The sequence below is a fragment of the Halococcus sp. IIIV-5B genome (assembly GCF_003602035.1).
In the GTDB taxonomy this organism is placed as follows: Archaea; Halobacteriota; Halobacteria; order Halobacteriales; family Halococcaceae; genus Halococcus; species Halococcus salsus.
Genome location: NZ_QZWE01000001.1, coordinates 1 through 23,551 on the forward strand (window position 1 = coordinate 1; position 23,551 = coordinate 23,551).

Here is a 23,551-nt window from a genome sequence, read left to right on the forward strand (position 1 = left end):
CCGAGATCGCCGAAATCGCCTTACCGGCGATCGAGCCCTCGCCCGACATCTTCTGGATCAGGTGTTCGTAGAGCCGGTCGATGTCGAGCGGGTTCTCGCCCACCAGGAACGGTCGCATTCGCTCGATAATTGCCGTGTCGCCACCTCCCCAATACGTCTCGCCCGTGCCTATCATGCCCGCATCAGTGTACACTCGTACGAGGATCCAGGGGTAGTTGCCGTCGACCATCGTGGTCTGGACGTCGGTGATCTCGGCGTCACGGATCGACGCGTCGTCCTGAATCCCCATCGAATCGCCCGAGAGGTCCCGCATCGTGTACTCGGCGTTCGGGTCGCTCAAACCGGCATAGTCTACCATTGTCGTCTTCGGGTTCAGTGTGGAGGGTTAAATGAACCTCGTTATGTGTTCCCGACCTCCGTCTCGGTGAAGTACGTCCGACCGGTTCGGGGTACCACCTTCGAGCCGTTTACGTCCACACTCTCCGTAGCGGCGATATCCGATGCGGAGTGGCCGACGCGAAGTTCGTAGGACCCCTCGTGGACCGTCAGATTCATGTCTGGATCGTGGTAGGCTAACTGCGTCGCATCGAGTTCGAACGAGATCCGTGTCTCCTCACCGGCATCGAGCGAAACGCGCTCGAACCCGACCAGTTCCTGGACCGGTCGCGCTTGATCCGGCGATTCGGCGTGTGCATACAGCTGAACCACGTCGCTTCCGGCGCGACCGCCAACGTTCGTGACGGTGACGCTCGCCGTGACCGACCCGGACGCGCTGAGCGTGTCCGCCGAGACCTCGAAATCATCGTACTCGAACTCGGTATAACTCAAGCCGTGACCGAACGGGTACAACGGCTTGCTCTCGGTGTAGACGTGGTCCTTGTTCGCCGAGTTCGGACGACGGTTGTAGTGAATCGGTATCTGCCCGACCGACCGCGCGAACGACACTGGAAGGTGACCACCTGGATTGTACTCACCGAAGAGGACGTCGGCGATACCCGTTCCACCCTCCTCGCCGGGGAGCCACGCCTGCACGACGGCGGGGACCTCCTCGGCGACCCACTCGATCGAGTGTGGTTTTCCGCTCACGACCACGACGACCAGTGGCGTTCCCGTCTCGTGGAGTTGTTCGAGGAGTTCGGTCTGGACGCCCGGGAGACCGAGGTCGATGACGTCCGATCCTTCGCCGCTGGTTGGGAGTGCCGGGTTGTTCACGTCCTCGGCGTCGGGGTCGGAGAAATCGACCGCCGAACGCGCGCCGACGAACGCGAGCGTCACGTCCGCGTCGGTGGCTGCGTCGACGGCCCCATCGAATCCATCGGTACGTGGACCGCTCGTCGTACAGCCCTCCTCGTAGGCTATCTCGGTGTCGTCGGCGTGCGTGCGGATGGCATCGAGCGGCGTCGTGGCGTCGAGCGACACCTCCGCCTCGGGGTAGTGCGCGGGGTACGCGTAATCGCCCATCATCTCCTGGCCATCGTCGGCTTTCGGACCGACGACCGCAAGCGAATCGGTGTCATCGAGCGGGAGCAGGTCATCCTCGTTTTTGAGCAGGACGATGGATTCCCGTGCGGCACGCTCGGTGAGTTCCGTGGCTGCCTCGGTGTTGAACGCGTCGGCCGCCGCACCGGCGCCGACGGTCGGGTCGTCGACGAGGCCCTTTCGGAACTTCATCCGAAGTACGCGGCGGGCGGCCTCGTCGAGCGTCGCTTCGCTCATCTCACCGTTCTCGATCGCTTCGGGGAGGTGCTCGTAGCAGTCGGTGGTCGGGAGTTCGACGTCGATACCAGCTTCGAGAGCCATGACGGCGGATTCGCGGTCGGAGTCGGAGACGCCGTGTTCTTCCTTGAGGAAATCGACGCTGTAGTAATCGGAGACCACCGTGCCATCGAATCCTAACTCGCCCCGCAAGAGGTCCGTGAGGAGCCACTCGTTGCTCGCACACGGGATCCCGTCGATGTCGTGGTAGGCGTTCATGACTGATTCGGCTCCCGCCGTCGTGATCGCGGCCTCGTAGGGGAACAGGTGGGTCTCGCGCAGCTCGCGGGGACCGACGTTCACCGACGCCCGATTCTTCCCGCCCTCGGAGGCGCTGTGCGCGGCGAAGTGTTTCAACGTCGCCGAGATGCCCTCCTCGATCGAGGGGCCCTGGAGGCCGGCCACGTAGGCGCTCGCCATCGCCGCGACGAGGTACGGGTCCTCGCCGAAGGTCTCCTCGACGCGACCCCACCGGAGGTCGCGAGCGACGTCGAGCACCGGTGAGAGCGCGTGTACCGTTCCAATGGCCGCCATCTCCGAGCGCGTTTGCTCCATGACCTCGCTCATCAGGTCGGGATCCCAGCTACTCGCCATCCCGATCGATTGCGGGAAGGTCGTCCCCTCGGGACCCATGTACCCGCTCAGACACTCCTCGTGGGGGATCGCGGGCACGCCGAGCCGTGTCTCGTCGAGGATAGCCTGCAGCTCGTTCGTGACGCGTGCGGCCTCGGTCGGCGGGAGGCTCCCTTCGCCGCCGATACGAGTCAGATGACCGATCCCGTTCGAGAGCAATTCTTCGGCGGCGTCTCGATCCAGCTCACCGTCCTCGTTCAGCAGTTGGTCCGCGTTCACCGAACCGAGCTGCGCGGCTTTTTCCTCGCGCGTCATCCGTGAGAGAAGGTCCGCAACCCGCTGTTCTGTCGGAAGGGATTCGTCCCGATACACCGGGTTTTCAGTGAGGTCTTGCATTACAGTTCGTGAGTTCATCGGGGCCGGTCTTAATCGTTCGGTCCGCGATCTGTGGGTGGTGGACGGTGGCCCGGCTATCGCTCGGTCGCCGACCGGCGAGGACACACCCTCCGAATTTATCACCCGCCCACCAGTGTAGTTCATCTACGATGGCATTCCTCGACGAGGAGTACCTCCTCGAAACCGATACGGCCCGAGAACTATACGGGACGATCCGAGACCTCCCTATCCTCGACCCCCACAGCCACGCTGACGTGGCCGAGATCGTGGCGAACGAGGGTTGGGACGACATCTGGGAGGTCGAAGGGGCGACCGACCACTACGTCTGGGCGGCGATGCGAAAGCGCGGTGTTCCCGAGGAGCGTATCACGGGCGCGGCCTCGAATCGCAAGAAGTGGAACGCCCTCGCGGAGGTGTTCCCCGAACTCGCCGGAAACCCCACCTACGAGTGGGTCCATCTCGACCTGAAGCGCCGGTTCGGGATCGAGAAACCGGTCTCGGCCGAGACCGCCAACGAGATCTGGGCGGAGACGGCTGCCCAACTCGACGAGGATTCGATGCGTCCCCAAGCGCTGCTCCGGGAGATGAACGTCGAGGTCGTCTGCAGTACCGACGACCCCACGTCCTCGCTCGATCTGCACGAACGCGCAGTGCACGGAGTCGACGGTGTGGACGTGCTCCCGACGTGGCGCGCCGACCGCGCGGTCCACATCGACCATCGCGACTGGAACGATTTCATCGGGGACCTCGCCGCGGCGACCGACGATGACGTGAGCGGGTTCGACGAGTTCCTCGACGCGCTCGCGGCCACCCACGACCGCTTCGCCGAGCACGGCTGCCGGGCGAGCGACCTGAGCGTTCGCGAGCCGGTTTCCCGCTCCGTGAGCGAAACCCGCGCGAAGGCGATCTACGAAACGAAACGGCGCGGAGAAGGGCTCGACGAACGACAGGTGGGGGACTTCGAGGCGTTCATGCTCGAATACATCGGTTCCCTCAATGTGGAAAAGAACTGGGTCACACAGCTTCACATCGGCCCCGTTCGGGATTACCGCGACGAGCTGTTCGAGGAGCTCGGGTCGGCCGCCGGAGGTACCGTGACCACCGGCGACATCGAAATCGCCGAGAACCTACAGTACTTCCTGAACACCTTCGACGGTGAGGACGAGGTCGTGCTCTACTGTGTGGACCCCACGCACTATCCGACGCTCGCGACCATCGCGAGGGCGTTCCCGAACGTCAGCGTCGGTCCCGCGTGGTGGTTCAACGACAGCCCCGTCGGGATCGAAGGGCAACTGGAGTACGTGAGCTCGGTCGACCTGCTGGCGAACCACGCGGGGATGGTCAGCGACTCGCGGAAACTGCTCTCGTTCGACTCGCGCTTCGAGATGTTCCGCCGGTCGCTGGCGAACGTCGTCGGTCGGCAGGTCGAGCGCGGTCGTGTTCCAATGGACGTAGCGCGCGACTTGGTCGAGCACGTCGCTCACGACCGGCCGATGGAACTGTTCGGGTTCCGGTAGTCGGCGCGCCGTTCACGGCGGCAACCGGCCGCTTGGATTGCCGCTTCGGGAACCTGTTTCGGTCGGTCGGTATTCGAATCGCTATGGGACCAATGGTGACGGTCTGGAACGAGTTCGTCCACGAGCGCGAAGACGACGACGCGGCGGCAGTCTACCCCGACGGCATCCACCGAACGATCGCCGACGCACTCGACGAACACGGCTTCGAGACCCGAACGGCGACGTTGGACGAACCCGAACACGGCCTCACTGAGGAGGTACTCGACGAAACCGACGTGCTCGTCTGGTGGGGCCATACAGCCCATGAGGCGGTCGACAGCCGAATCGTCGAACGCGTTACTAACAACGTTCTCGGTGGAATGGGCCTGCTCGTCCTCCACTCCGCGTCGCTCTCGAAGGTCTTCCGGTCGCTGCTTGGGACGACCGGGACGCTCCGGTGGCGCGAGGCCGACGAGCGCGAGCGGCTCTGGGTGACCGACCCCGGCCACGAGATCGCCGCCGGGGTCGACGACTTCATCGAACTCCCGGAGACGGAGATGTACGGGGAGCCGTTCGACGTCCCGACGCCCGACTCGGTCGTGTTCACCTCGTGGTTCGAGGGCGGAGAGGTGTTTCGCTCCGGCTGCTGCTGGCATCGTGGGAAGGGACGAGTCTTCTTCTTCCGCCCCGGTCACGAGACGCACCCGATCTACCACGACCCGACGATACAGCGTGTTCTCGCCAACGCCGCCGAGTGGGCGACCCCTGCCGTCGAGGACCGTTCGACGCCAACCCTCCGGAACGTCGACCCGCGCGAGCGGATCGAGGGCTACTCGTCGTCGATCGAGTTGGAGTGACAGGCGGCCGTTCGGGCTTCTTCCGTCACTCGTCGCCGGTGTTAGGTTCGACATCGGCCAACAGGGTGTCCACAGCAACCGCCTCGCCCGTCTCCGCGCTCTCGACGGCGGCGAAGACGAGGGCCATCGCTCGGAGGTTGTCGCGAGCGTTGGTCGTCATCGGCTCGCCGCCCGCACACCAGTCGGCGAACTGTTCGATCAGCCACGCGTTCCCCCACTTCCCGCGATCGTTGAGGTCGACGTGGTCACCCGCCTCGAAACGGGTGTTCCCCGTGAAGCGTTCCTCCCGGGGGTCGTAATCGAAGCGCCGTATCTCGCCGCCATCGAGCGCGAACGTCGTGTCGCTGCAATCGACCCGGATGTGTTCGGCCCCCCACCCGTTGAACGTCTCGGCGAGGGTGTTCAACCCTTCGTAGCTGACGCTGGTGCCGCGCTCGGTGACGAGGTGAACGATGACGTTCGGGTCGCCCGCGAAGTCGGAGTGAGGTGGGTTCCACGCATTACAGAAGACCGTCCGGACGCGCTCATCGACGAGGTCGGCCAACAGGTCGAGGTGGTGGATCGACCCTTCGACGAGCATCGGCTGCCCCTCGACATCGTAGAGGCGTTCTGGCTTCCATGTGCCGTACGATCGGGCGTTGATCGCGTACCGACAGTAGCAGCTGTCGACGGGGCCGGTATCGGCGGCCCGAACCCGTCGACGGAGCGTCGTCACGTCGCGCCGGTAGCGCTGTGTCATCGTCACGCCCACTTTCAAACCTGCGGCCTCCGTTCTCCGGGTGATGCGTGCGGCCGCCGCCATCGTGTCGGCAAGCGGTTTCTCACAGAGGAGGTCGAGGCCGCGTTCGACTGCGAGGTCGACGAGTGGCTCCCGAACGCCCGGTGGGACGACCAGCGCCAGCGCGTCGGCGTCGCACTCGGCGACGGCGTCGGCTGCCGAGGCGTAACAGCGCTCGGCCGGCAGTCCGAGTAGCTCTCGCCCGCGTTCGAGCGCGTCGTCGTCGGGATCGACCGCGGCGACGACTTCGACCGTGTCGTCGGCCACGTTTGGCGGCAGGAAGTCCCGACACCACGCCTCGCCCTGATTCCCTGTACCGACCTGAATGATGCGAACCGTCACGGGTGACAGTCCGGAACCGAGGGTATCACCTTGCCGGAACCGGCAACCACGGTCACCTCGATCCCGGATCGAACGCTCCCCTCGATCGGGGTTTCGATGATGGAATCGGTCGTATGGCCGATCCGGAGGCGAACCATCACACGCGTTCGGTGGTCGCACTAAACTCCCACGTCCAAGCCAAAACCGGGGTCGAAGTCGGCCAGGGCTACGGTCGAGTCGTGGCTACTGGTCGGCGAAGTAAGGAATGATCTCCTCCTCGTAGTGTCTCATGGTTTCCTCGAAGTCCCCGACCGGGATCACGACGAGGTTGTCGACTCCGGCCTCCTGAAATGTCTCGATGCGCTCGATCGCGCGTTCGGGGTCGCCCGAGACGCTGATCGCGTCGACCGCCTCCTCGGGGATCCGGTCGGCGGCCGCGAGCAATCGCTCCTCCTGGTCGTCGGTGAACGCCATCTCCCGCATGAGCGGCGTTTTCTCGGCGATCTCCTCGTAGCCCATGGCGGCGAGCAGCGGCGGCCGGAGCGCGAGGGTGGTCCGGTTGCGCTCGATGCCGGTCCGGCGAGCCTCGTCGGCGTCCTCGGTGACGGTGGTCGGAACCATCACCGCACGGTCGATCGACTCGGGGTCTCGACCCCGGTCGGTAGCGACCTCCAGAACCTGTTGAAGGTCGGCCTCGTACTCGTCGGGTGAGTAGATCCACGGGAACCAGCCGTCGGCGACCGCACCCGTGAGGCCGCGCATGCTCGGCCCGTATCCGCCGATCCATAGCGGTGGTCGCGGCTCGCTCGCCGGTTTCAGCCCCATATGGGCGTCGTCGAGGTCGAAGTACTCGCCCGCGAACGAGAGCGGGTCTTCTGCCGTGGATTCCCAGAGCCCGTCGATCACCGCGATAGCCTCTCTGAATCTTCGATAGGGGTCCTCCCAGTCGAGATCTGCGATCGGCGCGAAGTTGAAGGCCTCCCCGGCACCGATACCGAGCCCCGCGCGGCCGTCGGTCATCCGGTCGAGCGTCGTGATGGCGTGTGCGAGCTCGGTCGGGTGGCGACGCACCGAATCGGTGACCCCGGGGAGCAGCGTCGCCTCGTCGGTACGTTGGCCGATCGCGCCGAGAACGGTGAACGCCTCCCACGGCGGGTCGACGAGGAACTCCGTCGACCCCGTCGGGTGGAAGAGGTGGTCGGGCACCGTGATGGTGTCGAACCCCGCCGACTCGGCGCGCACCGCCTGGTCGATAGTCCTGCTCACGTCGCCGTAGCTGACGACCTGGCAACCGAAATCCATGTCCGTCGATGAGTGTGGATCCATCGCTTCGAGTATCGGGGTGTCACACTAAATATCTGGTCGTTCGCGCGTTCGTTCGAGCGCTCGTAGCTGTGCTCTCGGGAGCGGGGTTCCGACGTATCGGGACCGAGTTCACGCTCGGAGTTCGCGCTCCGCCCGTTCGGAACGCATCGCCTTCAACATCCCTCGGAGATAGCCAACCGTGAACGACCGCCCCCGGTGTTCCCAGTCGGTGTCGCCCTCCAGATGGGGGGTGTGGTCCGGGATCATCATGCCATCGAAGCCAACCTCGTCGAGGAGCTTCAACACCTCGTAGGCGTCGTAGTTGCCCTCGTCGACGAAGGTCTCCTTGAACTTCGGAACCGTTCCCTCGACGTCCCGGAAGTGGACGTAGAACAGTTCGTCGCGCTCGCCGAAGTACCGGATCACTTCCGCGAGATCCTCGCCCATCTCCGACCAACACCCGAGACAGAGGTCGAGACCGTGGTTGTCGCTGGGAACCAGGTCCATCGCGCGCTTGAAATTCTCGAAGTTTCGGGCGATCTGTGGGATACCACCCAATCGCTCCATCGGCGGGTCGCTCGGATGGAGACACAGCTTCACGCCCGCTTCCTCGGCGACGGGGATCACCTCGCGGAGGAAGTGCTCGTAGTTCTCCCACATCTCCGACTCCGTGTACTCGCGCCCGTGTGTGAGTCTTTCATCGACCGTTTCGGCGTCGAACGACGACACCGACGCGCCACCGCGAACGGTATCGTTTCCGGTTCGCCAGACGCCAGTCGGTGCCCAGTGGTAACCGAAGTGCGGGATGTCGGCCGCACCCATGTTTCGGATCCGGTCTTTGAGCCGTCGTAGCTGGTCGTCGCGTTCGGGCCCCCCCATCATCACGTCGCCGTAGAAGGAGACGGGGACGTTCTCGATCGCGTTCAACCGTAGACCCGCGCTCTCGACCCGCTCGCGGAGTGTCGTCAGGTCGTCGACCGACCACTCGCCGGCACGTGAGAGGGGCATTCGTTCCCCGTCGGGCATGTGTTCGTAATCCGCACTGTACTGATACAGGTTCAACAGAACGTCGTTAACCCCGAGCTGCTTGATGAATCGCAGGCGCTCCTCGGTTGGTTCCATGAACTGACCGAGTCCGACTCGCATTCGCGTATCGGCGGACATCGGTGTCGGGTCGCTGTCTTCGTCGACCGGCATATCTCACGGGTCGATTCGAGGGGGTAAAAGCGTGCTGGACGCCGAGAGCTACTCATCACCGAGAAATCACGATCTCTCGGGGAAGCGACGAGCACCGACCGTACCTATTTAGGCGGTTGTCGCGAAGCGACGACCGATGACGCTGGCCAACAGTACACACGAACCGGCTGACGGAGACGACGTCCACATCGCCTACATCGGAGGTGGGAGTCGCCAGTGGGCACCGGCGCTCTTCCAGGACCTCGCACTCTCGGGGATCGACGGCAAGGTCCGCCTCTACGACACCACCTCCGAAAGTGCCGAACGCAACGTCCGTTTCGGTACCTGGGTCGACGACCAGGAGAACGCGACCGCCGACTGGAGCTATGCGGCGACCGAGAGCCTCGAAGCCACACTCGACGGCGCGGATTTCGTAATCCTCTCGACCCAGTACGACCCGGCCGAGACGTTCGTTCACGACCTCGATATTCCACGAAAGTACGGCATCCACGGCGCGGTCGCGGCGACCACCGGTCCCGGTGGACTCGTCCGGGCGATGCGGACTATCCCCATCTATCGCGAATTCGCCGCCGCGGTCCGTGAACACTGTCCCGACGCGTGGGTGTTCAACTACACGAACCCCGTTCACTTCGTCACCCGCGCGCTCTACGACGAGTACCCCGACATCAACGCGATCGGGCTGTGTCACGAGGTGCTCGGAACACGCGAACGCCTCGCCAGATACGCGACGGACCACCTCGACGTGAACGCCTCGCGCGAGGACGTCTCGGTCAACGTGAAGGGGATCAACCACTTCACGTGGATCGACGAGGCGAGGTGTCGGGGTGTCGACCTCTGGCCGTTGATCGACGACCTCGCCGAAAGCGAGGAGGCTCGCCGGACGTTCACGACCGAGGACCTCGCCGACGAGAATGTGTTCACCGACAACTGGCAGGTGACGTGGGAGCTCTACCGGCGCTTCGGCGTGCTGCCGGCGGCGGGCGATCGCCACCTCGTCGAGTATGCGAACTGGTTCCTTCAAGGCGGCGAGGAGACGCTGAACCGGTGGGGTGTCAAACGTACCGGCAGCGACTACCGTGCCAAGCACTGGACACCCGCCGAGTCCGACCAGACCACCGACGTCGAGGCCTGGATGAGCGGCGAACGCGAGTTCACCCTCGAACCCTCGAACGAGACGTTCATGGACGTCCTCGGCGCGCTCCTCGGCGAGGAAACCTACGTCACGAACGTAAACCTCCCGAACGAGGGTCAGATCGAGGACCTTCCCTCGGGAGCGGTGGTCGAGACCAATGCCGTGGTTCGGCGAAACGAGGTCAGACCAATCGCCGCCGGTGGCTTTCCCCGTCCGGTCCGGAGCCTCGTCCGTGGCCACATCGATTCCCAAGAGACCGTCGTCGAGGCCTCCCGTACAGGCGACCTCGATGCGGCGTTCGAGGGGTTCCTGATCGATCCGCAGGTCCGCAGCCTCCCGCCCGACGACTCGCGGGAACTGTTCGCGGAACTCGTTGGAGCCGAGGACGAGTACCTCAAAGAGTGGGACCTCGGCGGTTCGACGGTACTCGCCGAATCGGTGGCGTATCCGACCGAGTAGTCGTTTCCGCCCGGGCGAACCCGTACGACTATTTGTACCGAGTGCGGCATCGGGGACGATGACAGCACGGATGAGCCTCCGTTCGGTCGCCGAAGCGCAGGGATTCGACGTCGGTGCGGCGGTCGACGCCGACCTGCTTCGCAACGATGCGGGCTACTGGAACCTCCTTCGACGGGAGTTCACGGCTGTAACGCCGGAGAACGCCCTCAAGATGGGGCCGCTCCGGCCATCGCCCGATACGTACGACTTCGGGGACGCGGACGCGGTCGTGAACTTCGGTCTGGAGTACGACATGACCGTCCGCGGACACACGCTGGTCTGGCACAACCAGACGCCCGCGTGGTTCGAGGAGTGGGAGTACACCGACGAGGGGATCGAGGGCTTCCTGCGCGACCACATCCACACGGTCGCGGGGCGTTATCGAGACAAAATCGATGCGTGGGACGTGGTCAACGAGGCCGTCGCCGACGACGGCTCGATGCGCGAGACGGTGTGGTACGACGCGATGGGCGAGGCGTACCTCGACCGGGCGTTCGAGTGGGCCGACGGCGTTACCGACGCCGACCTCTACTACAACGACTACGGAGCCGACGGGGTCAACGAGAAATCCGACGCGGTCTACGACCTCATCACGAGGATGCTCGATCGCGACGTCCCCATCGACGGGGTTGGACTCCAACTGCATGCCCTCCACGACGAACCCGACCCAGAATCGATCGCCGCAAACGTGCGTCGGTTCGAGGACCTCGGTCTCGACGTCCAGATCACCGAGATGGACGTCGCCTATCCGGAGGACGAACTACCCGAGAACCACCGCGAGCGCCAGGCGGAATACTACCGTGCCATCGTGGAGACGTGTCTCGATACGGGTTGTAAGACGCTCGTCACGTGGGGTGTACGCGATGACGATTCGTGGGTTCCGGGGTGGTTCTCGGGGCTCACCGACGACCCACTCCTGTTCGACGGTTCGACTCCGAAGCCCGCCTACCACGCTATCGTGGATGTGCTCGCCGAGCGGTCGAACTGAAAACCACTGCTGTGGGACGATTCGTGCCGACCGGGATCAGTCCTCGCGGGGCGGGACGACCCGGTTCGGCTCCGCCAGGGGCACTCGACCGTGTTCGTCCGGGATCCCGGAGTGCTCGTAGAAGAACGCGACGAGGGTATCGCGCCACCGCTCCGCCTGGACGACCTGTTCGTCGAGCCGCTCGGCCACGTGGCGATACCGTCGGTCGTCGACCGTGTCCGCGAGTGCTCGCCATCGCTCCCGGAGGTCCCGCACCATCTCGACGCCCGAAAAGCAGTTGTCGTAGAGCCGCTGGACCACCGTCGTCCCGTCCGTGAGTTCGTACTCCCACGGCAGGTGGTGGAAGAATAGAAGCAACTCCTCGGGACACGTTTCGGGGTCGTCGTAGATTTCGGCGACGAGCTCGTAGTACTGGTCGACGTAGCCGCTCCCTCCCGAGGTTCGGTCGATCCCGATGCCGTCCTCGCTTGTCCCGTGATAGCCCGGCCACGCCGCTGGCGACGGGTCGTAGTGGTTCTCGAGGCGCGCCTCGCCGTTGTACATCATGTGGATCAGCCCGAGACCCCCGGTCTCGTAGTCGATGGTGGCCGGCCACGAGTCGTGGAGGATTCCACTGATGGTGTCGACCACCGCCGGATCGCCACCGAACGTCCCTCGCACCCACTCGTCGGTGATCGTCTCGGTGTCGAGGTCAGGATTCCATGCCAGCCGACCGAACCCGTAGAGGTTCGCCTGCGAGAGGTAGTTTCCCGTCCACGTGGGATCCTCGCCCACGACGCCGACGCCCGCGATCCCGGCACCCTCGCTCCCCGAAAAGACGTTCTTCGTGGGGGATCCCTCGCCACCGACGTGGGTGTCGAAGTCGAGGACCTCCTTCCACTGCGGGACGAGGTAACAGGTGTGGACGCCCTGACCGGTGTACTCCTGGGTGACTTGGAGTTCACAGGCGAGGTCCGTCTCGTCCATCGCCCCGAACAGCGTCGACACCGGCTCACGGGGCTGGAAGTCCACGGGGCCGTTCTTGACTTGGAGGGTGACGTTGTCGTGGAACTCGCCGTTGAGCGGTTCGAACGTCTCGTAGGCCTGGACCGCACGGTCGTCGTGGTCGGCGTAGACGAACGCCCGCCACCAAACCCGTCCGCCGTGGGGAGCGAGCGCGCGCGCGAGGAGGTTCGCTCCCTCGGCGTGCGTCCGACCGTAGTCGTAGGGACCGTTCTGGCCCTCCGAGTCGGCCTTGACGAGGAAACCGCCGAAGTCGGGGATCGCGTCGTAGACCTCCTCAGCCTTTCGTTCCCACCATTCCTCGACGTCGGGGTCGAGCGGGTCGGCGGTGTCGTAGTCGTCGATCAACATCGGGGCGGCGTAGTTGACCGAGAGGTAGGGTCGAACCCCGTAGCGCCGGAACACCGACGCGAGCGCCGCGACCCTTTCGAGTCCGTCCTCGGTGAGCAGTTGCCAGCCGGCTTTTCCCGAGACGAATTCGTTCGCGCTTGCCCGGTCGGGAATTTTGGTGTTGACGTTGTTGAAAACGACCCCGTTGATCCCCACCGAAGCCAGCAGCCTGGCGTAGTCGACGTAGCGCTCTCGGAGGTTGGGAAGTCGCTCCCAATCGAAGATGGACGGACCGGCGTAGCCCCGCTCGACCGACCGCCGGAACGGGTTGTCCCAATGGTCGATCACTCGCTCGTGATTCGCCGGTTCCTCCGTGACGTCGAGGTCGTCGATAGGGCAGCCGTTCGTCATGAGACGGAGGAGGTGGAAGGTCCCGTAGACCAACCCACGGTCGGTCGAAGCCGTGACGACGACACAGTCGGCCCCCTCCCACTCGACCGACCGGATACGGAACCCACCGTCGTCGAGCGCCGCCACTCGGTCGATCGAAACCGAGTCCGCGATCATCGCCATCTCCTCGGGGGTGCCGACCGCGAGGAACCCCGCCGCCGACCGTGGGGGGTGCTGCCAGAGGTGAGGTTCGCGGCCGAGCAGCCCCGATATCCCGCGTCGGAGTTCGTCACGAACGGCGCTCAGCTCGGGCGACCCCACGGATGCGTAGACGTTCGCACATCGCGTTCGATACGAGTCGTGGTGTTCGTCCCCGACTGGCTCGTATCGTAGCCAGCAATCATCGTAGGCCTCGGATGGCATAACTGCATGATCCCGCCGGCTCGGCTAAAGCGTTGCTGGTCGTCCGCATCGAGGATAGTACGCGAACATCGAATCGAGCGACGCGGAGGCGAGGGTCGTGGCTTCTCCGGAAGCGTATCGCCGTCTCACCTTCCGGACGGCAGTTATCACAGATCCACTAATAGTGGATCTTATATGTCGTGGTCCCCTCGCTCGCATCATGACACCGAACGACCGGGACGACGGGGGAAAACGGATCAAATCCGTCCAGCGAGCGTTCGACGTGATTCGGGCGATACAGGGGGCAGGGAACGTGCGAATCGCTGATCTGGCCGATGGGTTGGAGATGCCGAGAAGCACGGCGCACGTCTATCTGAAAACGCTCGAATCGGAAGGGTTCGTTACGCACGACGATGCTGGGTATCGGCTCAGCTTGCGCTTTCTTCAAACCGGGGTCATCGCTCGACACCAGTACACTATCTACTCGACGGCGAAATCGGAAGTCGACAAACTCGCCGAAGCGACGGGCGAAGTCGCGAATCTCGGTATCGAGGAGAACGGACGCCGGGTGATACTCTATCAGTCCGAGGGAAGCGACGCCGTCTACGACAACGCACTGACCGGAGAACACTCGAAGATGCACCTGACTGCCCTCGGAAAAGTACTCCTGGCGTACCAGCCATCGAAGTACATCGACGATATCGTCGACCGGCACGGGCTCCCCGCTGCGACCGAGAACAGCATTACGGAGTTCGAGGAACTCCTCCAGGAGTTCAGAACGATCGAACTCCAAGGGTACGCGCTCGAGGACGAAGAGCGCAGGAAGGGTATCCGTTCGATCGCGACTCCGATAATCGCGAACGGCGCGCTTCTCGGTGCGCTTTCGCTCTCGGGCCCCAAGGAACGTCTCCGGGAGCAACGGATCGCGGAGGAACTGCTCCCGGAGCTTCGAAACACGACCAACATCATCGAAGTCAAGCACACGTACGACTAAGCTCGGGTATGCTCTCCCATGTAGTCGTCTCGGTCTCGATCAAGTTCACGTACGACCGCTCTCATACGTCGTCCAACCATAGTAGATCGAAATATTTCAAATACGAGAGGACAAAGTGTATATATAGATAAATAGAAGATGTTAACTCACAGTCTCTGCAATTCGTATCGAGAGATCAGTTATCTCACCGCTCACTAATCCTACATCGTTCCGTTCTCAGTCGGTCGGACACTACGACCAATGTTTACTATTCATTGTGTATAACACGCATACAATTGTTACTGATAGGTGACCTGCGCCCCTTCCAACAGCGTTCGGCGATATCGCTGGGCCCAAGTGGAAACGATCCACCAAGTGACGAAACGGATGGTCGATCAGGCACAAATAGATCCACTAATCGTGGATCGACTCAACGGCTCGGACCTGATGCTGAAAGGACCCGCCACTACGCTCACCATCGGATACGGGCCAGTCTCTGGTGGGTCGCCGTCTATCGCTACAACCCGTAGTCTAAACGGACCAATGGATGTCTCCTGTGAGGTCGAGTATCGGGGAGTAGAGCGTCGGCGAATGGGTCCGGTCCGACTCACGGGAACGACGGTCGACGACCGACCCTCACATTTTTAAATTGACGATGCATCCTCCGAACCATGAACGAAGAATCCTCTCCTCCCCTCGCGGAGAGCGTTTCACGAGCGATCTCATCGGAGGGTGATGGAAGTGAGCTACGCACTGCGCTCAGTTCCCCCAACCCATTGATTCGTCAAGAGGGGCTGGAAGCCTGTACGCGCGTCATCGAAGCGGATATCCACGCCATAGAACCCTATCTGGACCAGGTCGTAGAACACGCTAACGACGACGACATCACCGTTGCGCTGCGAACACTGGAGATACTCGATACTATCGTAGACGAGAATCCGGCGATGCTCGAAGGCGAACTGTCGCCTCTCGTCGAGGGGCTCAACACCGAACACGCCAACGTACAGTCACGCGGTGGACGGCTCCTTGCCAGGCTCGTCGTCGATCGTCCCGGCTTTCTCATACCCCACGTCCGCGGTATCGTAGAGGCGCTCGAAGCGACCGAACTCGACTCGCGGCCGCGCCAGTTCAACGAGCTCACTGGCGATCCCGTGACCCGGCAAGCGCTTCAGGAACACGAGGAGACGGAACGCAAACGTCGGATATCTAGCCGTCGAACGTTGATCAACGTGGTGGTCGCCGTTGCCGAAACGGAGCCCCGTTCCGTGTCCGGAGCCGTAGACGGCCTCGCCGAGCTGCTCGACGATACGGACCCAGCGGTCGTCGGCGGAGCGGTCGATGCGCTCGGTGAGATCGCGGCGCGGGATCCGTCCGCCGTCGTTCCGGTCCGTCGTCGCCTGCTCGACTGCCTCGACCATGGCCGAACGGTCGTGCGCGCACGCGCCGTTCGGGCGCTCGGACGCCTCGACGACGATAGATCTATACCGAAACTCCGGTCCATCGCGGAGAGCGACGACGACGAAGACGTTCGGGAACTCGCAGCGGAAACCGCGGACTTCCTTTCGAGTGGATCGTAGATCGCCAACGAACGTGTGCCGGGATCAGTCGTCCATCGCTCGTTTCGTACAGTACCAGTGCGTTACACTGAAGAAGAGCAGTGCGGCGACGACGAGGACGATGTCGATGACGAGAATCGGGTAGGACCTGTCACCGGGTTCGACGAACAGAAGCGAGAGGAGGAGGAACAACCCCATCGCGATAACGAGAGCGATTATGAGCCGCATCTGTCGACGCTGTGCACAGACGAGGTCGGGCAGCGTAGACGTTTTCGACATGGGTTACGTTCGGGGGACAGTTTTTAAAAGCATAGCGGTGAGCCAGCCGTTCGTTCTCTCGTCGGCTAGAGCGTTGTCGCCCGCTGGACAGTGGCGAACACTCTCCCCAGTCACTAGCGGTGATTCGTATGTTATACCACCCATAACTTTTATTAGGAGTCGTATAATCATTGTTCATGTAATGGGGCCCGATAGGAGTCAGAGCGACTACGACGAAGTGATCAGCCGCCGAAAGATGCTGGCGGTAGCCGGCACGTCGGGGATGGCTGCACTCGCTGGATGTACCGGTAACAGTGATGGAAGCGGGAACGGCAGCGGTGGGAACGGAAGCGGCGGTGGCAACAGTTCGGGATCCGGTAACGGTGGAGGCGGGAACAACGTACACGATGTCGCATTCAGGAACGCCTACACCGGCAACCCCGCGGACCTCCACTTCAACTCGTCGGGGAGTCAGAACTTCGCGTGGCCGGCGGCGAGGCCGGTCTTCGCTCCGTTCCTGAAGTACTCGTTCAACAAGGACAAGTTCATCCTCGGTGCGCTGAGCGACCTACAGGTCCAGGCGCAACAGGCGACACTGACGTTCCGCGACGACCTGAAGTGGGACAACGGGGACGATTGGACGACCGAGGACCTCGACGTCCAGCTCAAACTGGCAAAGAAGACGGGAACCTCCCTCTGGGGCTACCTCGATGGATACGACCTGGTCGACGAGAAGACCGCTCGATTGAACCTCTCCGGGACGACCAACCCACGGATAATCAAGTTCGAACTCACGAACTGGTTCGTGGATACGAAAGCCGAGACCCACAAACAGTGGTTGAACGCCTCCGAGTCCGAGTTCCTCCAGTGGGCGTGGGAGGACCCCGTCGCGAGCGGCGCGTTCTCGTTCGTCGGCAAGGACCGACAGGCGTTCGAGTTCGAACGCAACCAACAGTTCTACGGGGCCGACAACGTGAACTTCAACTCGTATCTGATCCCGAGCTTCGGTGGGAACACCGCCCAGCAGCAAGCGCTGATATCGGGTCAGGACGTCGATGCGGCGACGAGTCTGTTCGTGCCCCCCGAGATCGTCGACCAGTTCCCGGACTTCATCGAGGAGGTCAACATTCCAGCCAAGTGGGGATACGGTATCGTCTTCAATCACAACGACCCCGTCTTCGGACAGCGTGCGGTTCGACAGGCGGTCGCCCACGTGATCAACCGACAGTCGATCGTCGAGAACGCGGGTCCGCGCTCGAAGTTCGTCACACCGATCCCCTGTGGGATCGCCCCGAAGGACCAGGAGTACTGGTTGGGTGATTGGCAGAGCGACTTCGAGACCTACGGTGCGAAGTCGAGTCAGACCAACAAGGCGACGAAGCTCCTCCAGAACGCGGGGTTCTCGAAACAGAACGGCACGTGGCAGGACGGCAACGGGAACACCGTCGGCGGGGATTACTTCTCCCCGGCCGGGTGGACGGACTGGACCACGATGACACAGACCACGGTCAACCAGTTGAACGACTTCGGCTTCGACTTCTCGATCAGTACGCTGCCGACGAACGACTGGTTTAGCCGGTATTCGAACAGCAACTTCAAAATGGGGAGCCTCTACTGGCTGCCCGGCGGGTCCCGGTCGACGTTCCCGTACTTCCCGCTCTACTACCAGCTCTGGGAGCCGGAGATCGGCGGTGGGCACGGCTACCGCGAGAAAGCCGACTCCGAACAGACGATCCCGGGCCGGAACGGCGGGCAGATGACGCTCAACCCGCTGCAGGCGACCGAGAAGATCGCCCAGCAACCGAGCGACGAGAAGTCCCGTCCCTTCGTCCAGCGGTCCGCCTGGCACAACAACATCGAGCTGCCCTTCCTGGGTCTCGTCTCCAAGTTCGAGCAGTCCTGGACGACGACCGACGAGTGGACGGCACCCGCCAAGAACAGCCTTCACCGACGCGTCAAGTGGCCGCCGTTCTGGTGGGTCAACAAGGGCGAACTGCAGTACAAGGGCTAGTTCGATAACTATAACTAACTTCATTTACGTTATCCAACAATGGATTACTACCTGAAACGGACGGCGAAGATACCGATAACGATACTCGCGGTGGCGACGCTGACCTTCGGCTTGATCCGGCTGCTGCCGGGCGGTCCCTTCACGCAACTCCGGCTCGAACTTCTCAGGCAGGGGGTGCCCGTCGAACAGGTGAACGCGCGTATCGAGGCGCTACAGAACATCCGCCCCGACGCACCGCTGTGGCAGCAGTACCTCGATTACCTGATCGGCATCGCTCAGCTCGACATGGGGGAATCCATATCGCTGGGCCAACCGGTCGTGGACGTGATCGCGAGCGCGCTCCCGTGGACGGTGTTCCTCGTTCTGACGTCCACGGTGTTGATGTTCGTCATCGGCGTGCTCATCGGTGCGGTGCAGGCGTACTGGGAAGGCTCCCGCTTCGACCAGTTCTTCTCGGGCGGGTCGATCTTCCTCATGTCGGTTCCCTATTACATATTCGCGGTCATCTTCGTGTTCTTTCTCGCCTACCAGTTCGGTTGGTTCCCCACCGGGAACGCGGTCGACCGCGGTCTCGAAGCCGGTCTCAATCCGACGTACATCATCAGCGTCCTCCACCACGCAGCACTCCCGATCATCGCGTTCACCATCGGCGGGATCGGGTCGACGGCGCTCAACATGCGCGGCAACAGTATCCAGGTCCTCGGCGAGGAATTCGTCGAAGTCGCCCGGCTCCGCGGGCTCACCGACGGGCGAATCGCGACCAGATACGTCGCACAGAACGCCATTCTCCCGATGTACACGGGATTGTTGCTCCTGATCGGGTTCCGACTCGGTGGAACCGTGGTTCTAGAGGAAATATTCTCGTATCCCGGCCTCGGTTACTACCTGATCGAGGCGGTCAACGCGAACGACTACCCGTTGATGATGGGGTGTTTCCTCGTCATCACGGTGACGCTCGTCGTCGCGGTTTACATCGCCGACCTGACCTACGGTCTGATCGACCCACGGATCAGCACGGGTGATTCCGATGGCTACTGAGACGGATTCCTCGTCGGACGAGATAGACTGGCGCTCCGAGGCGTCGTCGGTCGAGGTGACTCGCCGCGAGCGTGTGAGCGAGTTCTATCGCAAACGGCTGTACGAGCCCGGGCTGATCGCGTGGTCCGACATGCGTACTCGGATCGGACTCTCGATCCTGAGCGTTTACATCCTCATGGCGGTCGCGGCGGTGTTCGGTCTGTGGCGAAACCCGTCGCCCAACCAAGCCGAGCGGCTTCTCGCCCCGTTCCAGACGATACAGTACCCCCTCGGGACGACCCAGTCCGGCGTCGACCTCCTGGCGTTGATGATCGACTCGACACCGTTCATCCTGTTGATGGTGTTGGCGGGTGGGGTGTGGGCGACCAGCCTCGCGGTCGTCGTCGGGACCGTCTCCGGGTACAAGGGCGGGGCCGTCGACAGCGCCATCACGTCCGTCTCGGATTTCGTCATGGCGATCCCCGGTCTCCCGCTGGTGATCGTTCTGGCGATCACGCTGAGCCCCGAGAACCCGATCTTCCTCGGTGTCGTCCTCACGATCAACTACTGGGCGGGCTTGGGCCGGTCGATACGGTCACAAGTCCTCTCGATCAGACAGGAGAGCTACGTCGAGGCGTCGCGGACGATGGGGACCAGCACACCGCGCATCATCCTGAAGGACATCCTCCCGAACATCATGCCCTACGTGATGGTCAACTTCGTGCTCGCCGCGCGATACACCATCTTCGCGTCGGTCGGGTTGTACTTCATCGGCGTCCTGCCCTACACGGGCCAGAACTGGGGCGTAACGTTGAACAACGCCTACAATCAGGGTGGCCTGTTCACTTTCCAGGCGTTGCACTGGCTCCTCGTCCCCATCGTCACTATCGTCGGGCTGACGTTCGCGCTGGTTCTGATAAGCCAGGGGATGGACCGCATCTTCAACCCGCGCGTCAGGACCCGCCTCACCGGTGAGTCCGAGACGGTGACCGAGGAGAACGAATCAGCGACCACGGAGTCGATGTAGATGGCTACGAACACCACATCCGGAACCCGAACGACCACGAGCACCGTCGATGACCCGATCATCGAGATCAGCGACACGAACGTCACGTACAGCGGCGGCGAGACGCACGTTCTCGAGGACGTCAACGTCGACATCGACCGACACGAGGTTCTCGGCATCGTCGGCGAGAGCGGAAGTGGGAAGTCGATGTTCGCCTCCGCGCTTCTCGACGCCGTTCCCGACCCCGGCAAGCTCAGCGGGCAGATCCGGTACCACGGTCAGGACGGGTCGACGGTCGACATTCTGGAGTTGAGCGATGAGGAACTCCGGCAGTTCCGCTGGGAGGAAGTGTCGATGGTCTTCCAGGGGGCGATGAGCTCGTTCAACCCCACGATGAAGATCGGCGGCCACTTCAAGGAGACGCTTCGAACCCACGATAGGAACGTCTCGGAGGGGCTCGACTTCGCTCGGGAACTCCTCGAGAACCTCTATCTCGAACCCGAACGCGTGCTCGATTCCTATCCACACGAGCTCTCGGGCGGGATGCAGCAACGGGCGCTGATCGCGCTGAGCATGGCGTTGAATCCGGAGGTGTTGGTGATGGACGAGCCGACGGCCGCGCTCGACCTCCTGATGCAGCGCTCGATCCTCCAACTCCTCGACCAGCTCCAGAGCGAGTACGACCTGACCATCGTCTTCATCACCCACGATCTGCCGTTGGTCGCCTCCCTCGCCGACCGGATGGCGATCATCTACGCGTTCCAGTTCGCGGAGATCGGCCCGCGGGACGAGATCATCGGCAATTCGGCGCATCCGTACACCCGGGCGTTGCTGAACGCGACACCGAACCTCGACGCGCCGCTCTCGGAGATGGAACCGATCGAAGGCGAGGGCCCCGCCCCCGTGAATATCCCTTCGGGCTGTCGATTCCACCCACGATGCCCCCTCGCGACGGAGGAGTGCCAGCGCGACGAACCGCCGCTCGCCGCGGTCGATGGCGGTACCGAACACCGGTCAGCGTGTCACTACCACGAGGAAGCTCGTGAGGCGATACCCCTCAACTTCGGCGAGACGAGCGACAGTCCCGAACCACCCCGTTCACGTACGGGGGAGGAAGGACGGAGCGTGTCCGATGGGGAGGCCCTGCTCTCGCTCGACGACGTCGAGGTTCACTTCACGAAAGAGCAGGGACTGCTCGAACGGTTCGGCAGCGACCCGGAGGTGGTGCGGGCGGTCGACGGCGTCTCGCTCGACATCGAAGAACAGGATCTGGTGTGCCTCCTCGGCGAGAGCGGCTGTGGCAAGACCACGCTCGGGAAGACGATGATCGGGCTTCAGCGCCCGACCGGCGGCTCGATCGAATACCGGGGACAGGATATCTGGGCGGCGGACGAGAGCGATAGCGACGTCTCGTACGACGACATTCGTTCCGCACTCCAGATCATCCACCAGGACCCGGGCAGCGCGCTCAACCCGAACCGACGGATCGCCAACATCCTCGCCGAACCGCTCCGGCACACGTACCCGAACATCGGCAGGAACGAACGTCGGAGCCGGATGCACTCGTTGCTCGAGCGAGTCGGGATGACGCCGGCGGGGGACTTCCTCGACCGGTATCCCCACCAGCTCTCCGGTGGCGAGAAACAGCGCGTCGTGCTCGCACGCGCACTTCTGATGAACCCGGACGCGATTCTCGCGGACGAGGCGATCAGCGCGGTCGACGTCTCGCTCCGGATCGAGATCATGGACCTGATGTTGGAACTCCAGTCGGATTTCAACACGTCCTTCCTCTTCATCAGCCACGACCTCTCGAACGCACGATACTTCGCCGAGCACGGTGACGGACGGATCGCCGTGATGTACCTCGGCGAGATCGTCGAGATCGGTTCAGCCGAGCGGCTCATCCACGACCCGCGCCACCCCTACACGGAGGTCCTCCGGTGGGCTACGCCGGACCTCGACTTGGACGCGATGGGAGCCGACGACCCACCGATCAGGGAGATCGACGTACCGGACCCGGTCAATCCGCCGTCCGGCTGCCGGTTCCACACGCGTTGTCCCGTCGCCCGTGAGACGTGCCGCGAACAGCACCCCGACCTCTTGGAGATCGAGGGTGCCGGTGGAAGCGCCGCGTGCTTCCGTGAGGATCCCGACCACGAATACTGGGACAGCGAGGCGCTGGAAGGGGCAGCCGAGGAGGACGCGCTCGCGGATGACTGAAACGGATCGCCGCCGGTCGCGGGCTTCGGACGGCATCGAGCGAGACGGGAATCTGGCTGACGCGGGCTTCGGACGAGGGCCACGGAGGTCGCACGCCACCTCGGACGGGAGGAAGTAGCATGGAGCGCGCACTGGTGGTCGTCGATGGAACCGACCAGGGCGACCGACTGCTCCGGAAAGCGGGTGCGATCGCCGCTGGAGTCGGGACGAAGCTGTTCCTGTTCGCGACCGTCGATCCGGACGAGTTCGACGAGACCAGAGCCACGCTCGACGTCATCGCCGACGTCGAGAACACCTCCTATAGCGAGCGAGACGCGCTGCAGTCGATCCACACTCGGCTGGAGCAAGCGGTAGCGGAGACGTTCGAGGAACCCACGTTCGAGTACGAGACTATCGGCTCGGTGACGGACCCGGACGACCGCGCCTCGCGAATCATCGCGGCTGCGGAGGAGTACGATTGCGAGCACGTCTTCATCAGCGGTCGGAGCCGCTCGCCAACCGGAAAAGCGCTGTTCGGCGATACGGTCCAATCGGTGCTCCTCAACTTCGATGGCGACATCACGGTTCGTCTCGGGTGAGGAGTATCCCCCTCGGTCGAGCCGTGATGGCGACAACGATATTACGCTCCGGACGATGTTTCCCCATCTATGAAACGATACGAACCGGTGTGCGATGGCGAGACACTGTTCCTCGTTGCTGCGGACGACCGAGTCGAGGTCGGTGCGATCGACGATGTCGTGGCTGCCGTCGGCAGCGAAACGTACACGATCGAGTACGACGAGAAACAACGAACACAACCGTGGCTCGACACCGACGACGGTGTTCTCGAAATCGACGTTCGCGAATCAGTGACGACGCTCACCCACACCGGCGAGTTCGTCTCCGGAATCCGCGACTACGACATGACGACTGAACGGTACGGGCTGCCGAGGCGGACGGTCGAGTTCGCGGATCGGTTCGTCGACGTCCTCGAACGACAGGGAGCGAACGATTCCGGTTCGTAGCGTTTTCGTCGCGGTCGGATCACGGTTCGTTCTGTCGTCCTATCGTTCGATTACCTCCGTGGTAGCTAGGGCGTTCGGAAACGAAA

Annotated in this window: 18 protein-coding genes and 1 pseudogene; 12 read left to right on the forward strand and 7 right to left on the reverse strand. The window is 63.1% G+C overall.

Annotated features, from left to right (window positions below; translation table 11 throughout):
- Positions 1-358: pseudogene (locus tag D3261_RS00005) on the reverse strand (mandelate racemase/muconate lactonizing enzyme family protein); the annotation flags it as partial.
- Between the two features lie 41 nt (positions 359-399).
- Positions 400-2,643: a glycoside hydrolase family 3 N-terminal domain-containing protein gene (locus D3261_RS00010; protein ID WP_120067550.1), complete on the reverse strand. Its 2,244-nt coding sequence runs from the start codon at positions 2,641-2,643 to the stop codon at positions 400-402.
- Positions 2,644-2,873: 230 nt separating this feature from the next.
- Here D3261_RS00010 and uxaC point away from each other — a divergent pair, with 230 nt between their 5' ends.
- Together uxaC and D3261_RS00020 are read left to right on the forward strand one after the other, a co-directional pair.
- Complete coding sequence (uxaC, locus tag D3261_RS00015) at positions 2,874-4,241, forward strand: glucuronate isomerase (protein WP_120067552.1); 1,368 nt, start codon at positions 2,874-2,876, stop codon at positions 4,239-4,241.
- Positions 4,242-4,324: 83 nt separating this feature from the next.
- Complete coding sequence (locus D3261_RS00020; protein WP_120067554.1) at positions 4,325-5,077, forward strand: ThuA domain-containing protein; 753 nt, start codon at positions 4,325-4,327, stop codon at positions 5,075-5,077.
- Positions 5,078-5,102: 25 nt separating this feature from the next.
- Here the strand turns inward: D3261_RS00020 and D3261_RS00025 are convergent, their stop codons facing one another.
- From D3261_RS00025 to D3261_RS00035, 3 genes are all read right to left on the reverse strand, one after another.
- Positions 5,103-6,197 carry a Gfo/Idh/MocA family protein gene (locus D3261_RS00025; RefSeq protein ID WP_120067556.1) on the reverse strand — a complete coding sequence of 365 codons (1,095 nt, stop codon included), beginning with the start codon at positions 6,195-6,197 and terminating at the stop codon, positions 5,103-5,105.
- Positions 6,198-6,419: 222 nt separating this feature from the next.
- Positions 6,420-7,502: an LLM class flavin-dependent oxidoreductase gene (locus D3261_RS00030; protein WP_199693832.1), complete on the reverse strand. Its 1,083-nt coding sequence runs from the start codon at positions 7,500-7,502 to the stop codon at positions 6,420-6,422.
- 108 nt (positions 7,503-7,610) lie between these two features.
- On the reverse strand, positions 7,611-8,678 hold the full coding sequence (locus D3261_RS00035) for a mannonate dehydratase (protein ID WP_120067559.1): 1,068 nt from the start codon (positions 8,676-8,678) through the stop codon (positions 7,611-7,613).
- A gap of 136 nt (positions 8,679-8,814) precedes the next feature.
- Here D3261_RS00035 and D3261_RS00040 point away from each other — a divergent pair, with 136 nt between their 5' ends.
- Together D3261_RS00040 and D3261_RS00045 are read left to right on the forward strand one after the other, a co-directional pair.
- A complete protein-coding gene (locus tag D3261_RS00040) occupies positions 8,815-10,269 on the forward strand; it encodes a glycoside hydrolase family 4 (protein ID WP_120067561.1) in 1,455 nt (484 codons plus the stop codon).
- A gap of 58 nt (positions 10,270-10,327) precedes the next feature.
- Complete coding sequence (locus D3261_RS00045; protein ID WP_120067563.1) at positions 10,328-11,296, forward strand: endo-1,4-beta-xylanase; 969 nt, start codon at positions 10,328-10,330, stop codon at positions 11,294-11,296.
- Between the two features lie 36 nt (positions 11,297-11,332).
- Here D3261_RS00045 and D3261_RS00050 read toward each other — a convergent pair whose 3' ends face one another.
- Positions 11,333-13,441 carry an alpha-glucuronidase family glycosyl hydrolase gene (locus D3261_RS00050; protein WP_120067565.1) on the reverse strand — a complete coding sequence of 703 codons (2,109 nt, stop codon included), beginning with the start codon at positions 13,439-13,441 and terminating at the stop codon, positions 11,333-11,335.
- A gap of 199 nt (positions 13,442-13,640) precedes the next feature.
- Here D3261_RS00050 and D3261_RS00055 point away from each other — a divergent pair, with 199 nt between their 5' ends.
- Together D3261_RS00055 and D3261_RS00060 are read left to right on the forward strand one after the other, a co-directional pair.
- Positions 13,641-14,414, forward strand: a complete 774-nt coding sequence (locus tag D3261_RS00055; protein ID WP_120067566.1) for an IclR family transcriptional regulator — start codon at positions 13,641-13,643, stop codon at positions 14,412-14,414.
- A gap of 650 nt (positions 14,415-15,064) precedes the next feature.
- On the forward strand, positions 15,065-15,970 hold the full coding sequence (locus D3261_RS00060; protein ID WP_233553775.1) for a HEAT repeat domain-containing protein: 906 nt from the start codon (positions 15,065-15,067) through the stop codon (positions 15,968-15,970).
- 24 nt (positions 15,971-15,994) lie between these two features.
- Here the strand turns inward: D3261_RS00060 and D3261_RS00065 are convergent, their stop codons facing one another.
- On the reverse strand, positions 15,995-16,228 hold the full coding sequence (locus D3261_RS00065) for a hypothetical protein (RefSeq protein ID WP_233553776.1): 234 nt from the start codon (positions 16,226-16,228) through the stop codon (positions 15,995-15,997).
- A gap of 235 nt (positions 16,229-16,463) precedes the next feature.
- Here D3261_RS00065 and D3261_RS00070 point away from each other — a divergent pair, with 235 nt between their 5' ends.
- The 6 genes from D3261_RS00070 to D3261_RS00095 all read left to right on the forward strand — a co-directional run bounded on the left by D3261_RS00070 (position 16,464) and on the right by D3261_RS00095 (position 23,465).
- The gene (locus tag D3261_RS00070; RefSeq protein WP_120068183.1) at positions 16,464-18,218 is read left to right on the forward strand and encodes an ABC transporter substrate-binding protein; all 1,755 of its coding nucleotides are present in this window, start codon (positions 16,464-16,466) and stop codon (positions 18,216-18,218) included.
- Positions 18,219-18,257: 39 nt separating this feature from the next.
- Entirely contained in the window at positions 18,258-19,256 is a 999-nt protein-coding gene (locus tag D3261_RS00075; RefSeq protein WP_120067570.1) for an ABC transporter permease, read from the forward strand.
- Positions 19,246-20,262: an ABC transporter permease gene (locus tag D3261_RS00080; protein ID WP_199693833.1), complete on the forward strand. Its 1,017-nt coding sequence runs from the start codon at positions 19,246-19,248 to the stop codon at positions 20,260-20,262. The genes D3261_RS00075 and D3261_RS00080 overlap by 11 nt, the downstream gene beginning before the upstream one ends.
- Entirely contained in the window at positions 20,263-22,461 is a 2,199-nt protein-coding gene (locus tag D3261_RS00085) for an ABC transporter ATP-binding protein (protein ID WP_120067574.1), read from the forward strand.
- Between the two features lie 119 nt (positions 22,462-22,580).
- Positions 22,581-23,039 carry a universal stress protein gene (locus D3261_RS00090; RefSeq protein ID WP_120067575.1) on the forward strand — a complete coding sequence of 153 codons (459 nt, stop codon included), beginning with the start codon at positions 22,581-22,583 and terminating at the stop codon, positions 23,037-23,039.
- 69 nt (positions 23,040-23,108) lie between these two features.
- On the forward strand, positions 23,109-23,465 hold the full coding sequence (locus tag D3261_RS00095) for a hypothetical protein (protein WP_120067577.1): 357 nt from the start codon (positions 23,109-23,111) through the stop codon (positions 23,463-23,465).
- Positions 23,466-23,551 lie beyond the last annotated feature (86 nt).